The following is a 15,118-nucleotide window of genomic DNA, read 5'->3' as shown; positions in this document are numbered from 1 at the left end:
AGTAAAAATTCTACTGCCACTTACCCTGAAGCTTCATCACTTTCTCCATTACATCTCTTACGCAACCTTTGCCGCCGGCAATTGGTGATATATACTTTACTACAGATTGCACTTCTGTAACTGCATCCAGCGGACAACAGGGAATACCACACAATTGCATTACGTCAAGGTCGGGTATATCATCGCCGATATAAATTGTTTTTGAAAGATCCATCTTCAGTGCAGCGGCAAGCTGCAAAAGCGCTTTGGGCTTATCTTCCACACCGGCCATCACATAGAGAATACCTAACCTGTTCAGCCTCCGAACAACCCCTTCTGATTTACCACCGGAAATAACCGCCACTGTATAACCTTTCTTAACAGCCAACTGCAAGGCATAACCGTCGCGAATATTCATGGAACGAAGTTCATCACCGTTGTTAGTTACCAGTAAAGATCCATCTGTCAGCACACCATCAATATCCAATACAAAAGCATTTGCCTCCTTAAAAAGGTCGAAATAGTGTGGGATTGTTGTTTTCTTTTTGGCCATTGAGAGAAGTAAGAATTAATGTGCCGATGATTTAATGTGTCGATGAGCAGGAAGTAATGACCCATTGACTGATGACTATTGACTATTTGACAAATTGCCCAATGACCAATTTGCTAACGACTCAGGACTAACGACTAACGACTTTTTCTCACTTCCCCTGATTATCCCGCCATTCATACACCCACGCCGATTGAATCATTTCCAAATGGCTTTCATTACTTTCTTCACGCTTGCCTGAAAAGCCCGGAATACTCAGTACCCATTCAATTAATTCCGTAAAACGCAAACGGTAGATTTTCGATTCATTAAAATCATCGCCGAATTTTTCATACAGCTTTTGAGCAATGTCTTCGTGGTCATTCCAATGTATTGGTGGTTCGTGCATTTTAATGCTGTTTTATAGTTTGATGGGTATTGGGGAAAGAGGGCTATATGGTTACATACATGGTTAAATGGTTAAATTGCTAAATGGTTAAATTGTTGTTTTACTCCTTTCACCTTCGTGTCAACAATTGAGCAATTTGACAATTAATTCAATTCTTAATTTAAGAAATCACCAAGTGATTGAATTCCAGTTCGTCTTCAGCTTACACTTCGTGTCAACAATTAAACACAATTAAACAATTATCTAACCCATCCTATTCTCCCAAAATTCCCGACTGATCCGGCACCACCACTCTTATCTCTCCTTCTCCTTCATTCAACAAACACTGACAGGAAAGTCTGGAACTCAGCTTTGGGTTGCGTGCACGGTCAATAAAATCTTCTTCTTTATCGGTCATCTCATCTACAAAATCAGCTCCTTGTTCCAAATAAATCTGACAGGTACTGCAGGCACACACGCCGCCACAATTATGATGCAGATGAATATCATTTTTTAAGGCAACCTCCAACAATGTGTCTCCTTCCGGCGACGTTACCGTCAATGGTGCAATCTCCTTCTCCTCAAATGTGAAATGAATGGTGTACATCTTGCTTTGGTTATGCTGATAAACGTGCAAAGATACTATTAGCGCGTTAACATATTTTGCAAGAATAACAGAAGCTGTTTTGAAATGATCTTGAAATTCTAACATATCTCCTCAACCATTCGACCACTTGTCCTGAGCAGGTAGAAGGAGGCTATGAATTGAAAAAAATCAACCTCAGCTTAGAATCTGTTTTGAAATCAATTAATTTTTTTACAATGCTCTTTGGCCTTGGCTTTGCCAGAAGCGCACCCTGAGCGCAGCCGAAGGGTAAGTGATGTAACAATTATATTGACTGATTTCAAAACAACTTCTTAGAAGCCGTGAAACATAATTCAGTTTTTAATAGATCTGTTGAGTACCTGATTTTGAAGAACAATCAATTCTGCAGATTACCAATATCAGATTTAACAGGTTCCCATCGCTGTATATCATCCGTGAGAATTTTATAAATCTCTGCAAACCTTCCGTCATTTCTCAGAAATTCTAAATGCTTTTGTATAGTAATCTCATCATGACGGATGGCAGGACCTGTTTGTACGTTCGGCGGATCATGATTTTGAATTTTGCGCACCGTTTCATTGATGAGTGGCTTGAAGATTTCGAACGATAATCCACTTTGTTCGAGTAATACCTGAGAGATAGTAAAGAGATGGTTCGTAAAATTATTGGCAAACACTGCTGCAACGTGAATGGCGAAACGTTGTTCATCATTTACTTCAATGATTTTACTCGTTAACGTTCCTCCAAGTTCCCTCAATACCAACAAGGTCTTTTCATTCGCAGCATCCACACAAATCGGAATTACTGAAAAATCTACCGACACATTTCTCGACATGGTTTGCAATGGATAGAAAATCCCATAATTCTTGCTTACCGTTTTCAACACACTGCCGGGTACACTTCCTGAAGTATGTGCAATTACCTGACCGTTCAATTTTAGTTGTTCGGCAACTTCCTTAATTGCATCATCTTTAACCGTTACGAGATATATATCCGCATCCTGCGAAATATCATCGTATGAATCGGTACAGGGAATATCCATCAGGTTGCCAATCCATTTTGCGGAAGGTAAATGCCTGCTGAATACCTGCACGATCTCGTGCCCGCTGTTGTGAAGATGCCAGGCCATCTGGTAGCCCACATTACCCGAACCAATGATTACGATTTTGTATGCCGTCATTGCACTAATTTTTAAGGGCGCTAAATTATCAATATTACGTTGCCGGTTCCATTTAAGGACTGCTGATTACTTCCCTTTTTGATTTAAATTTCTTTTGCCAGATACGAACCAGGCTGATTAAAAATCCAAGGATAGTGACCACTATACCTAACCACAATAAGTTGATGTAAGGGAATACAATAGCGGTCATCACAATAAAATCAGGTTGCACTTCTTCTTCTGCAATCTGCAGATCCACTTTATTTTCTTCCGGAATAATTTTATTCAACCTGAAAGTCAATCCCATTTCCGGCAATTCATCATCAATTAATGTTGCCCTTTCACCGCGTATATAAAACAATGGTTTCGCCGTAAAACTTTGTCCATCCAGTTTTTTCACCACTAAATTGGCAGATACTGCAAGGTCACCTTCAGCAATCACCACCTTTTTTGAATTGATGACGCGTTCAATAGATTCCAGAACCACATAACTGTTATTGGTGAATACTGTATCACCTTTTGAAATCAGGTGTGATTTGAATTCTTTGTCTACTCTTTCATTTTGCTTGGACTTATCAGGAACCGATGTTACATGTGTATACAAATCGCGGTTGAGATAATGTCGCGTATCAGGATTGGCAATCAGTCCCATCTTTGGATTAATCTGTGCATTGGGATACAAGGTGAATCGATCCGTCGATTTTCCGGTTGCAGAATCAAACACTTCATAATTTACTTTGTAATAAAAATTAGGCTGTGCGACAGAATCCCCAACATAGGTCACCATGTATTCTTTCATCTTCACCGGCACATTTTTATACAACAACATATTTGACCGCTGTGCATCCTCCGAAAATTCTTTTCCAAAATTTACGCCCATCGAATTATGAGAGATGGTTTCCTTCTTTGCGGAAGAAAAAAGTATTCCTAACAGCGTTAATGCAAATCCGAGGTGAGCCACTGCCGCACCTGATAATTTCCATTTTCCTGATAAGACAATAATGAAATAATACAAATTAGAGATGATACCAAAAATGGCAGCAAATAATAAAACGATATTCGATACCACATTAAATTGCCCTGCATAAGCAATAATGGCTGTTAATGGAATAGCTATCGAAACCATCACCAGCATTCTGCGGTAAAATTGTTTTGTATCCGCCTGCTTAAATTTCAGGTAGAGCGAACTGGCCGAAAACAAGGCAATAATTATTGCTGCCCAAATCTGTACTTTATTATAAAACGCAACGGCATCAGCAGGAACAGCGAGGTTGGCGCCAAACAATTTGTTCCACACCGGAAGTGACGTATTGAATGCAATATGAAGCGAAGACAACAGGAAGACCAGTGAGCCGATGAAAATCCAAAACTCCCGCGACAGTACATTTTCATCTTTTTTCACCGAAGGAATTTTATTCCAATACACTGCAAGCAATACAATAGCAGGAATAGAAAGACCGGCCATATAAAAAATCAATTGTCCGCTCATGCCTAAATCAGTGAATGCATGCACGGAAGTGTCACCCAAAATTCCGCTTCTCGTTAGAAAAGTGGAATACAAAACAAGTATGAATGTGAGAATGAAAAAGATATACGTTGTTCTGAGTGAACGCCCGGTTTTATTGAACACCAAAGCAGTATGAACGCCTGCAATTAATGTAAGCCAGGGAACAAGCGATGCATTTTCTACAGGATCCCAGGCCCAGTAACCGCCGAAGGTGAGTGATTCATAAGCCCATGCTCCACCCATCATAATGCCTGTTCCCAATACCGCTGCAGAAAACAAAGCCCAGGGCATTACCGGTTTAGTCCATGCAGTGAATTGGCGATTCATCAAACCCGACATGGCAAATGAAAATGGAATTAAGGTAGAAGCAAATCCCAAAAACAAAATGGGTGGATGAATAACCATCCAATAATTCTGCAACAAAGGATTCAATCCATTTCCGTCCTGGATGAAACTCAGGTAATCGGCACGTTGAAAAATCGGTGCATTCGTCATTTCATTACGAAGCAAAGCGAATGGTGTGCTGCCGATTTTATAGCCAAACACATACAGGCCGAGTAACATCGAACCTAAAAATCCCTGCACCACTGCAAACACGCTGAGTACACGGCTTTCAGATTCTTTAAGTGTAAAAATGAGAATGGTCCCAAGCACTGCATTCCAGAACATCCAAAGGAGAAAACTACCTTCCTGTCCTTCCCAAAAACACGACAACAGGTATTTCATGGGTAGCGCTTTGCTGGAATGTGACCAGGCATAATAGTATTCGAAAAAATGACTGTGAATGATGAGATACAGATTCACAATAATGGCGAGTACACCAATGCAATGAATGAAAAAGGCAATTCTGCCAGCCCATTTCCAGGATAACTTATGTTCTTCATTCTTAGAAAATGAAGCAATGAAAAAAGCTGCAGCAGCTACTAACGCAAAAATAAAAGCAGTGTAAACAGCAATCTGGCCGAGCTGACCGGGAAGTAAATGCTCTCCCTCAAAATTAATTCCCATCAGGTATTCGATTTGTATTCTGTTACTTCCAATTCGTCCACCTTATATTTTGATGGGCATTTCATTAATATGTGTGAGGCGTGAAATTCTGATCCATCCATTTTACCTGTGAGTACAATTTGTTCCGAACGGTCAAAATCCTGCGGTTTGGTTCCTTTAAAAACCACTTTGCACTGATCACCATTCTTATCCTGGAGAAAAAAACTAAAGTAGTTGGGATCTTTAATCGGATCATAAAACTGCGCCTGATCCTTTACCAGGGTGCCAACAATATGAAAATCCTTCTTGGTTTCTCCTTTGGCAGAAGAAAAGGTTTCGTACTGACTGTAGTCGCTGGCCATCGTCACAATAAACCCAATGGCAACGGCGATCAGTACAAGACCGGCAATGTGCATCTTTTTCATAGGTGGTGGTTTCGGCAAAATTACAACATTCCAAAGGATTCACTTGGTTGAAAATAAAAAGGCGGATGTATTGAAGCGTTGTAATCTGAAAATAAATAATGATTCGGTGGGTAAACGACTTTTCTTCAAAATAATTTGCATCCAAAGGCGCAAAGCAGGAAGATTTTCTTTACTCCCGGCTCGCCTTAGCGCGCAACTTCTTGTCAGCATTTTGGTACCGCTTTAATCCTTGTAAACAGTTCTCCTGTACTCACCTCACTTATATTATCTTTGAACCCTTGTAAATATCCTTGCAAAAATGAATAAAGAAGAAAAAATCGCTGCATTTGACCCGAGCAGCATGGCGGAAGGTGATCAATTATTTGGGTTGCCGTTTTCTGAATCAGAATCTGATATTGTTATTTTACCCGTGCCCTGGGAAGTTACAGTTTCCTATAGAGCGGGAACAGCGAAAGCACCGATTGCAATTCTTGAAGCATCGCGACAGGTTGATCTATATGATGCGGATGTGCAGGATGCCTGGAAATATGGTATTTACCTGAAAAAGGTAAATAAGAAGATTGCAAAATGGGGTAAAGAATTGCGTGCGAAGGCGGAGAATTATTTGTCTTTCTTGGAAGATGATGCGGATACTGCTCCGGATAAATCGCTGCTCAAAATGCTGGAAGAGATCAACGTTGGTGGCGCGGGTTTAAAAGACTGGGTGCAGGAAGAGATGCGCGACATTCTTCACAAAGGAAAGATGCCCGGATTGCTCGGTGGTGACCACAGCACGCCATTGGGATTTATACTGGCACTCGCGGAAGTATATCCTGAATTTGGCATGCTGCAGATTGATGCCCACTGTGATTTGAGAAATGCCTACGAAGGCTTTACGTATTCTCATGCGTCAATCATGTACAATGCATTAAAGATTCAGGAAGTAAAAAAGCTGGTACAGGTCGGTATTCGTGATTTTTGCCAGGAAGAAATAGAGGTAATAAAGGGCTCCAATGGTCGTATAAAAACTTTTTTTGATGCTGATTTGAAAAGAGCGATGTATGATGGTGATTCATGGAAAATGATCTGTGACAATATTGTAAATCACCTTCCGCAATTGGTTTATGTGAGTTTTGATATTGACGGACTGGATCCAAAACTGTGTCCAAATACAGGAACACCTGTTGCAGGAGGTTTGGAATTCGAACAGGCAGTTTACCTTATTCATAAAGTAGTCCGTTCCGGTAGAAAAATTATTGGATTTGATTTGAATGAAGTGGTGCCGGGCGAAACGGAATGGGATGCAAATGTTGGCGCACGGATGCTTTACAAGCTTTGTAACCTGATGGGACTGAGTCAACGGGTGTTTGCAGATAATGCGCAAAACGAACTTCCAACGAATGATGAATTGGTGATTAAGCAAAAACCATTAAAGGAAGATAACGCACAGCAAGAAGATTTTGGAGATTAAAAATATTTCTACAAAATCATGAACCATAACATTGAACGATGCACTTAGCAACTTCTATGAAATGGTCGATCAACTTTGTTATAACCGAAGCGATTAACTTTACCGCTACCTTTTAAACATGTCAAAACCAAAACGCGTCCCGAACCTTGTCTATTCCGATGGCAGTGGAATCATCAGTGATGATCCCAACCTGCTGATGTCGGGCCGTTCCGGTTTTGATGCTGTCGCTTTAACAGCTGATGATTTTATTGAATTACCTGAGGGAAGTGATCTTTTTGAATTGCCAGGTCGGAGGCCAATTGGATTTGATAAAAAAACCGGCGCACTCACACTTTGCGATAAGGGTGTAGCAGTTGCAGCACAGATGGCACCTGCGCATACGCAACTTTATCTTTCCAGCTATGTGAAAGAAAAAAAAGATTCCCCTACGCTTCCACTGTTTGCATATACTGCTGTCGGCTGGCTCGATGGAAAATATTATGTGCCTGCAGTACGGATTGATGCAGATATCCGCCAGGAACCAAAAGGTTTTGATCATAGCCAGGTAGAGTCAGGTGTAAAAGCACTGATCGAAAAATTTCCGGAGAACAGGTTGTTGCAGCACATTGGTTACAATTGCGCATTGACTTATTACTGTCCTGCTGCAAGAAATTTTTTCCTCAACAGGTATGAAGCTCCCATACCGACTTCACCTGCCTGTAATGCCAATTGCATCGGTTGCATTTCCTTTCAGCCGGAACTGGAAAGTATTCAAAGCACACAGGAACGGTTGACATTCAAACCGACTGCGCTTGAAATTTCACAGTACACGATTGATCATTTGGAAAATGCGCCGCGACCGATTGTAAGTTTCGGACAAGGTTGCGAAGGCGAACCTTTATTGATGTGGGAAACCATCCGTGATGCTATTCGTGCCATCAGGAAAAAGACACAGCGTGGAAGTATTAACATCAATACCAATGGCAGCATGCCGGAAGCGGTGGAGAAACTTTGCAAAGCAGGACTTAACAGCATACGTGTGAGCACCAACAGTGTGCGGAAAAATATTTATGAAGCGTATTATCTTCCGAATAACTACTCATTCGAAGCATTGGCTGAATCCATTAAAGTAGTGCGCAAATTCAATGGCTGGGCATCCATCAACTATTTTGTGTTTCCTGGAATGACAGATGAAAGAGAAGAATTTGAAGCGCTCCGCAGATTCATTCGGGACACTGACCTTAACATGATTCAATGGCGCAATTTCAACATCGATCCGGATTGGTATTTGGAACGAATCGGTGTAACGGATACCGGCGAAATTATAGGTGTGAAAAAAGTGATGGACCTCATCAAAGAAGAATTTCCGCATATCACCTTTGGATATTTCAATCCACCGATGGAAGTTATTAAAGAACGGATGAAAGTGCTTTCATTGTGAAATGCATCTATTAATTCCTTTTTCTTTTGTCCCCTCAATGGGACGCCTTAAAGTGATGGAGTTATCGGATGACTGCATATGCAATTCAATCCGAAAATTATTGAAGTAAGGAAAAGTCACCCCGGGGCCACGGGGTGACTTTATCGCACCTTTCTCATCTGCCTCACTGCGTCTTGCACTTTTTTCACCGGCAACAGACACGTTTTATTTTCACAGACATAAATCATCGTTTCACCTTCCACATATTTATTTTCAAGCAATGGCAATGTGCTTTCATTCAAATCTCCAGTCAGCATTTTATCCGGTAAATAATAATTCCCGAACTCAGCTCTCCGATTATTTGCATCTTTCCCTATAACAGCCACTTCATAAAAAGGCGCGGCATAATTCATCAACAACATGCACCAGTTTGAATAACTGCTTCCCCATTTCACTACGTTGCGTTGCATGGTATGCATCATCTGTTCAGCAATCTGCAAGTATTTTTCATCATCAAAATAATGTCCTATCAGGAAAAGCTTATTAGCCATCACAGAATTGGATGCCGGAATCACATTGTCCTGCAATTCCATTTTTCGCGCAATCAGAGAAACATCCAGGTCAGAAGTAAAATAAAATAGTCCGGTGGCACTTTCCTGATCATGAAAATGCGTGATGGCATAATCAGTTAATTGCTTTGCACGATCCAGCCATTGCCGGTTGAAGGTTGCCTGGTAGAGTACAATACAAGCGTCAATCACAAAACCATAATCTTCCAGAAAACCATTGATAGAAGAAGTACCGTTTTTATAACTGTGGTTCAATCCACCGTCCGTACGAACTTGTTTACTGAAAATGAATTGTGCATTTTTTAAAGCAGCTTCTAAAAATTTTGGTTCATCAAAAGTGACATATGCATCTACATAACCACGTATCATCATCGCATTCCAGGAAGTGAGCGTTTTATCATCCAGTCCGGGATGAATCCGTTGCTCACGTACAGCCAGCACTTTTTGCTTCATCACTTCCATTTTATGCTGAAGCGTTTCTACGCTCAGGTTATTTGCCTTTGCAATTTCAGTGTCGGTTTTCTTACGAAGCAATATATATTGATCTTCCTCCCATACACCAATTTCATTCACATTAAAATAATCAGCAAACAGTGTAAAATCATTTTTCAAAATAGTTTCCAATTCCTCTTTCGACCACACATAATATTTTCCTTCCACTCCTTCTGAATCCGCATCCAGCGCTGAATAGAAAGCACCTTCATCGTTTGTCATTTCCCGGCTGATCCATTCCAGTGTTTCATGCACAACAGCTTTATACAATGGATTTTTATTTTCCTGGTAAGCTTCGCAATAAAGTGAAACCAGTTGCGCATTGTCGTACAACATTTTTTCGAAGTGCGGCACTTTCCACAATGAATCAACCGAATACCTTGCAAAGCCGCCACCTATTTGATCATAAATGCCGCCATAGGCCATCTTCATCAATGTGAGATCAACCTGCCTTTTAATTTCTTCATCTCCGGTTGCAACTGCATATCGCAACAGGAAACGATAGTTGTTGGGAAGTGGAAATTTGGGAGCATGTGAAGGACCTCCTTCCATGCTGTCAAAATAATTTTTCCAGCTAGTAATAGTTTCATCAAGCGTGCTGAATTTAAATTCAACAGCGCCAGGATTTAATTTCACCAAATCACTTTGCTGAATTCCTTCCGTCAGCTTTTCAGCATATTCATTTGCCTTATCAGGATTGGTTTTGTAAAGATCCGCCAGGTTAAGCAATACATTTTGCCATTGCTTTTTCTGAAAATAAGTGCCGCCGTAAATCGGTCGACCATCGGGCAATACAAAACAGTTGAGCGGCCAGCCGCCGCTTCCCGTCATCAGTTGAACAGCATTCATATATACCTGGTCAATGTCAGGCCGTTCTTCACGATCCACTTTAATGCATATGAAATTTTCATTCATGATGCGCGCGGTAGCTGTGTCTTCAAATGATTCATGCTCCATCACATGGCACCAGTGGCATGCTGAATAACCAATGCTGATGATCATTAATTTATTTTCCGCTTTCGCCTTTTGCAAAGCTTCTTCGCTCCATGGATACCAATTCACCGGATTGTGTGCATGCTGCAGCAGGTATGGACTTGTTTCATGAATGAGGTGATTGGTGTATGCGAAGTTTGAATCGTGATCTGGCTGCATGTTGTTTGAAAGGTCTGACTGGTTTGAAAGGTTTGTACGCTGTTGACAGGCTGTGATTATGAAACTTAAATACAACAGGCAAAATAGATTTGTTTTCATCTTGCTGATCAATCATGCACTTCTTTATGCAAAGGTGAATAAGAAAAAGTAAACGGCAGTAATAAAGCGTTTAACCACTCTTCTCTAATGCAATGGTCTTTTCTTCACCATTCCGCCACGTGTATCGCTGATAGCCTGTTGAATGATGAATGCATGCCTGTCAATTTTCTCCACTTCATTTTTAAGCTTCTGCACTTCAAGTCGGGTGATCACGGTGAAAATAATATCAAGATGAAGATCATTGTGTTCATGACTCCCAAAACCTCTTTTACCATTGTAAATGGTTACGCCACGTCCGAGTTTCTGAATAATCACCTCTCTTATTGAATTGCTATGCTCCGAAATAATGGTGATACCGGTATATTCTTCGATACCGGTAATGATAAAGTCTACCGTTCTTCCCGCAGCTAAATAAGTAAGCATGGCATACATCGCGGTTTCAATATCAATCAGCAATGCTGAAGTGCTGAAAATGATAATGTTGAATATCATAATCACATCACCTACTGAAAGTGTTGACTTTTTACTGATGTAGATCGCGAGCACTTCCGTTCCGTCAATCACAGCACCTCCACGGATACACATTCCGATTCCTGCACCCAAAAAGAATCCTCCAAACACGGCGACCAGCAATGGATCAGTAGTAACTTCAGGAAAAGAGATAAAGGCCAACACCAATGAAAGTCCGGCAATAGCGACCATGGTTTTTAAAGCAAAAAAAAGTGATACCTGCTGATAGCCAAGCAAAATGAAGGGGATATTAATAATGAAAATTAACAATGGTAACTGCATCCCTGATAAACGGTTAATAAGCAAAGAGATACCGGTAACACCACCATCCAAAAAGCCGGAAGGCAATAGAAAGCCCTTTAAGCCCAATGCAGCAGACAAGACTCCAATTGCTATAAATGCGGTTTGACCAATAGTTTGCCAGAGTATGATTCTGTTCAGTAGCAGGTTTCGGGTTTCTGAATTTTTCATGCAATATTCATTTACGATTTAACTAACAGGGAATATTGCAAGAATATGCATAACGTGGCAAATCGTGGAATAAAATTATTTTTGCAGCCTTGTTTTAGTGAATGGTGAATGGTGAATGGTGAATGGTGAATGGTGAATGGTGAATGGTGAATGGTGAATGCAATGACTAAATGACTAATGACCAATATACCAATGCCTGATTTTCGGTCCCGTAGTTCAATGGATAGAACGGAAGTTTCCTAAACTTTAAATGCAGGTTCGATTCCTGCCGGGATCACACAATTAGTCTTTAATGTCTGGTAAATCAATGATTTACGAGGCATTTTGATTTATAGGGTAAACATTGTCAACTAAGGAACCATCTCGTTAATCCGGATTTGTAATCACAAGTGTTTGAAACATCATAAAAGCCTTATCCAATATATATCGTAGCTCTTTTCACAGGAACTTATTTTGAAGTAAGTGTTCCGTTCTGATTATGACGCTGATTTTTTTGCAGAGTGAAAAACATTTAAAGAACAATTCATGTTTAATTTAACCTTCAATTTTATTCGCTGAAAGGATCATTGTAATCCATGCCAGTAAGGGCTTTCAAAGGTTTCGAACACCTATGATTTGTAATCACAGGTGATCGAAACCTTACTAGCTTTCAGCTTCGCTGAATAATTCAAAGAAATTCAAGTTTGAAATTTACACGGACGACGGCCATGAGAGGGGAACAAAAGCAATGTCACACTGAGCGCAAACTATTTTATATCGAGTTCTTTGAGAATGACACTTTTAACACATCTTCAAAATTAATTGATCAAACCAAATGTCATTAGCAATGCATCGTCCAATCAAAGCATCGTCCAATCAAAGCGTCATCCCGAATTTATTTCGGGATCTCCAATAAGTAGAAACGATGTCACTATGCATCTAAAAACTGCAACTCAAAAAAAACAATCCAGGCCTTTGGATACGAAGTTCAAATTGGATGGGATGCCGAAATAAATTCGGCATGACAGCCCCGTGGCGAGAAACGCTCTATCAACCCTTCATCAAGAATCAACCATCGTCCAATCGTCGCCTCATCACGAGTGCAAACTATTTTGCAAATCGATTTCTTTCAAACTCCCTCTTTTTTCACATCCAGAAAATCAAATGATTAAACTATGTGTCATTAGCAGCACTTCGACTACGCTCAGTATAAACTCAGTCGAAGTGAGACATTGCTTTCGTGGTCAGTTCTTCAGAAAAAATACCATGCTTCGACTCCGCTCAGCAAGACATTTTTTACTACTCTCGTCACACAATGTTTCGAACACTTATAATTTGTAATCACAAGTGTTTGAAACATCATAAAAGCCTTATCCAATATACATCGTAGCTCTTTTCACAGGAACTTATTTTGAAGTAAGTGTTCCGTTCTGATTATGACGCTGATTATTTTGCAGAGTGAAAAACATTTAAAGAACAATTCATGTTTAATTTAACCTTCAATTTTATTCGTTGAAAGGATCATTGTAATCCATGCCAGTAAAGGGTTTCAAAGGTTTAGAACACCTATGATTACAAATCCGGACTAACAACGGATCAGGAAGGTTTATAAAGTAGTTTAGCAGCATGCCACTTCACCATAAAATGGAAATGAAATTACTCACCCAAAGAGATCCACGGGTATTAATTAAAAAGTTCAGAATTACTCTGTGATAATAATTTTTGTTGATGCTGTTTCATTGCCTGAAGCAACCGTCAAAATATAGATTCCCGGCGAGAGTCCTGAAACATCCGCTTCTTCAGTATATGCTCCTTTTGGAATATGACTCAGGTGTTTTGACTTTACTATCAGTCCAATCTGATTAGTGATGGTCCAATCAATTTCATGTTCCGGAAGGGTAGTCAAAAAATGCAACTGTCCTTCCACAGGGTTGGGAATTACTTTCAATGGAAGCAAACCGACGGATATTGATTCTGAGTCAGAGGTATAAAAACTGCTATCCAAAATAATATCTTCATCACCGGGCTGGTAATCAATTACCCAAAAACGTGCAGACATCATTTCAGCGGTGGTTGCTTCGCCGGCAGAGATATTCTGAGGAGGGTTAAAAGGGTTATTCGGATTATTGATCGTATTGTCAAAAACAGCTTCTCCAAAGATCTGTGCACCTGCAGGTATCTTAATTATTTTATTAAAGAAATAACACATCTGCCAGTTGAAATTCCAATTAGGTATGTAAATCAGATTCGTGGTGTCACCCGGAGCAGTCACCATAAATATCTTCCACGACTTACCTATCAGATGACAATGCGGTTGCAAAGCCAGCAATGATAAATCTGTTGTAAACACTTGCGACTGCTCATGAAATGCTTTTACCTGGTTGGCAGGTATATACAAGGGCCCATCAATTAGTGAAGGCAGATGCCAGTATAAATAACGGGGAACAGTAACTGTTCTCACATTAGTTGAATCAATAAACCTGAGGTTAACTTTTGTGCTGTCTGTTTTCCCAAGGCTGTTTGGCGCATAATGAAAAGCTAATACATAGTCTGTTCCTGCCGGCATTCTGAATCCCATATTCGGAGGCAGCGTCAGCAGATCACTTCCCGGAATCCATCCTCCTATTAATTCTGCTGCCTGACTGGATACACCGGCTCCATCACTTGGATAACCAGGACCCGGAGAGAGCGAATCCTGTGTAAAAGAAATATTCGTAGAGTCCTGGAACATCAGCAGGTGATGCACCATGGAAAAGTCGCCCGGAATGATTTCAATCTGATTTACAAATTTTGTTTCAGCATACCCGGAATGCACAACGAACGTACGGAAATCGTCAACTTCCTCAGTCACCTCATAAACCGGCATATGTACCGTATCATCAATTTGTTGCATCGAAGAAAATCCATTATAAACAGGCGGCTCAGGTGCCTGATTCAAGTCACCCGCAGGCATTCCACCATCCACCCAATTATTGATTGCAGTGAGTTCCGCTTCCGTCAAAACTTTTTCATCTCTGAAATGACTGTAATCCGGATCAGGTGGCCAGGGTGGCATTTTATGCGCATTCACATTAGTCTGAATGGAAAATCCATAGGTAACAGCGGCATCATACGTCATCAGGGAAAATGGAGCAATGGCTCCTTCGTGATGGCAAGAGGTGCAATTACCATAAATAATGGGAGCAATGTCAGTACTCCAAACAGGTGTTTGTGAAAATAGTAAACAGGGAAAAGAAACAATACTGAGGAGGAATGTAAATTTTTCTTTCACACAGCAAAAGTAATTAAATAAAGCAAAAAACATGAATCTGTCTTATCACAGGGAGTGCATTTTTAAGCGGAATTTTTAAGATAAATAATTCTTGACTGATAACACCTAAAAAATCACGAAGACATCGGAGGACGGATTCATACCT

General features: G+C 40.4%; 11 protein-coding genes and 1 tRNA gene. 3 read left to right on the top strand and 9 right to left on the bottom strand.

Features of this window, described 5'->3' with window-relative positions; translation table 11 throughout:
- Positions 1 to 10: 10 nt before the first annotated feature.
- The 6 genes from IPO83_12185 to IPO83_12160 form a co-directional block, all read right to left on the bottom strand.
- Entirely contained in the window at positions 11 to 532 is a 522-nt protein-coding gene (locus tag IPO83_12185; GenBank protein MBK9732023.1) for an HAD-IIIA family hydrolase, read from the bottom strand.
- 148 nt (positions 533 to 680) lie between these two features.
- Entirely contained in the window at positions 681 to 917 is a 237-nt protein-coding gene (iscX, locus tag IPO83_12180; GenBank protein MBK9732022.1) for a Fe-S cluster assembly protein IscX, read from the bottom strand.
- Positions 918 to 1,170: 253 nt separating this feature from the next.
- Positions 1,171 to 1,503 (bottom strand): 2Fe-2S iron-sulfur cluster binding domain-containing protein, encoded by a 333-nt coding sequence (locus tag IPO83_12175; protein MBK9732021.1) that lies wholly within the window; start codon positions 1,501 to 1,503, stop codon positions 1,171 to 1,173.
- A gap of 376 nt (positions 1,504 to 1,879) precedes the next feature.
- Entirely contained in the window at positions 1,880 to 2,683 is an 804-nt protein-coding gene (locus tag IPO83_12170) for a DUF2520 domain-containing protein (protein MBK9732020.1), read from the bottom strand.
- Positions 2,684 to 2,735: 52 nt separating this feature from the next.
- The gene (gene ccsA / locus IPO83_12165) at positions 2,736 to 5,177 is read right to left on the bottom strand and encodes a cytochrome c biogenesis protein CcsA (protein ID MBK9732019.1); all 2,442 of its coding nucleotides are present in this window, start codon (positions 5,175 to 5,177) and stop codon (positions 2,736 to 2,738) included.
- Complete coding sequence (locus IPO83_12160; protein MBK9732018.1) at positions 5,177 to 5,581, bottom strand: cytochrome c maturation protein CcmE; 405 nt, start codon at positions 5,579 to 5,581, stop codon at positions 5,177 to 5,179. The genes ccsA and IPO83_12160 overlap by 1 nt, the downstream gene beginning before the upstream one ends.
- A 298-nt stretch (positions 5,582 to 5,879) precedes the next feature.
- Between IPO83_12160 and IPO83_12155 the strand changes: the two genes are divergently transcribed.
- Together IPO83_12155 and IPO83_12150 are read left to right on the top strand one after the other, a co-directional pair.
- Positions 5,880 to 7,031, top strand: coding sequence for an agmatinase family protein (locus tag IPO83_12155; GenBank protein ID MBK9732017.1), 1,152 nt, complete (start codon positions 5,880 to 5,882; stop codon positions 7,029 to 7,031).
- 118 nt (positions 7,032 to 7,149) lie between these two features.
- Positions 7,150 to 8,451, top strand: a complete 1,302-nt coding sequence (locus IPO83_12150; protein MBK9732016.1) for a radical SAM protein — start codon at positions 7,150 to 7,152, stop codon at positions 8,449 to 8,451.
- A gap of 140 nt (positions 8,452 to 8,591) precedes the next feature.
- Here the strand turns inward: IPO83_12150 and IPO83_12145 are convergent, their stop codons facing one another.
- Complete coding sequence (locus tag IPO83_12145; protein MBK9732015.1) at positions 8,592 to 10,643, bottom strand: thioredoxin domain-containing protein; 2,052 nt, start codon at positions 10,641 to 10,643, stop codon at positions 8,592 to 8,594.
- Between the two features lie 183 nt (positions 10,644 to 10,826).
- Positions 10,827 to 11,723, bottom strand: a complete 897-nt coding sequence (locus tag IPO83_12140) for a YitT family protein (GenBank protein ID MBK9732014.1) — start codon at positions 11,721 to 11,723, stop codon at positions 10,827 to 10,829.
- Positions 11,724 to 11,928: 205 nt separating this feature from the next.
- Here IPO83_12140 and IPO83_12135 point away from each other — a divergent pair.
- Positions 11,929 to 12,000, top strand: a tRNA-Arg gene (locus tag IPO83_12135).
- Positions 12,001 to 13,404: 1,404 nt separating this feature from the next.
- On the opposite strand, the gene IPO83_12130 is transcribed toward IPO83_12135, so the two are convergent.
- Positions 13,405 to 14,973: a T9SS type A sorting domain-containing protein gene (locus tag IPO83_12130; protein MBK9732013.1), complete on the bottom strand. Its 1,569-nt coding sequence runs from the start codon at positions 14,971 to 14,973 to the stop codon at positions 13,405 to 13,407.
- Positions 14,974 to 15,118 lie beyond the last annotated feature (145 nt).

The organism is Chitinophagaceae bacterium (assembly GCA_016717285.1).
Classification (GTDB): domain Bacteria; phylum Bacteroidota; class Bacteroidia; order Chitinophagales; family UBA10324; genus JACCZZ01.
The sequence above is the reverse complement of the archived record's forward strand: the minus strand, read 5'-3'. Positions and strand labels throughout refer to the sequence as shown.

Coding starts and splice junctions, on each gene's coding strand:
- IPO83_12185 (MBK9732023.1), bottom strand. CDS start 532: ATGGCCAAAAAGAAAACAACAATCCCACACTATTTCGACCTTTTTAAG.
- iscX (MBK9732022.1), bottom strand. CDS start 917: ATGCACGAACCACCAATACATTGGAATGACCACGAAGACATTGCTCAA.
- IPO83_12175 (MBK9732021.1), bottom strand. CDS start 1,503: ATGTACACCATTCATTTCACATTTGAGGAGAAGGAGATTGCACCATTG.
- IPO83_12170 (MBK9732020.1), bottom strand. CDS start 2,683: ATGACGGCATACAAAATCGTAATCATTGGTTCGGGTAATGTGGGCTAC.
- ccsA (MBK9732019.1), bottom strand. CDS start 5,177: ATGGGAATTAATTTTGAGGGAGAGCATTTACTTCCCGGTCAGCTCGGC.
- IPO83_12160 (MBK9732018.1), bottom strand. CDS start 5,581: ATGAAAAAGATGCACATTGCCGGTCTTGTACTGATCGCCGTTGCCATT.
- IPO83_12155 (MBK9732017.1), top strand. CDS start 5,880: ATGAATAAAGAAGAAAAAATCGCTGCATTTGACCCGAGCAGCATGGCG.
- IPO83_12150 (MBK9732016.1), top strand. CDS start 7,150: ATGTCAAAACCAAAACGCGTCCCGAACCTTGTCTATTCCGATGGCAGT.
- IPO83_12145 (MBK9732015.1), bottom strand. CDS start 10,643: ATGCAGCCAGATCACGATTCAAACTTCGCATACACCAATCACCTCATT.
- IPO83_12140 (MBK9732014.1), bottom strand. CDS start 11,723: ATGAAAAATTCAGAAACCCGAAACCTGCTACTGAACAGAATCATACTC.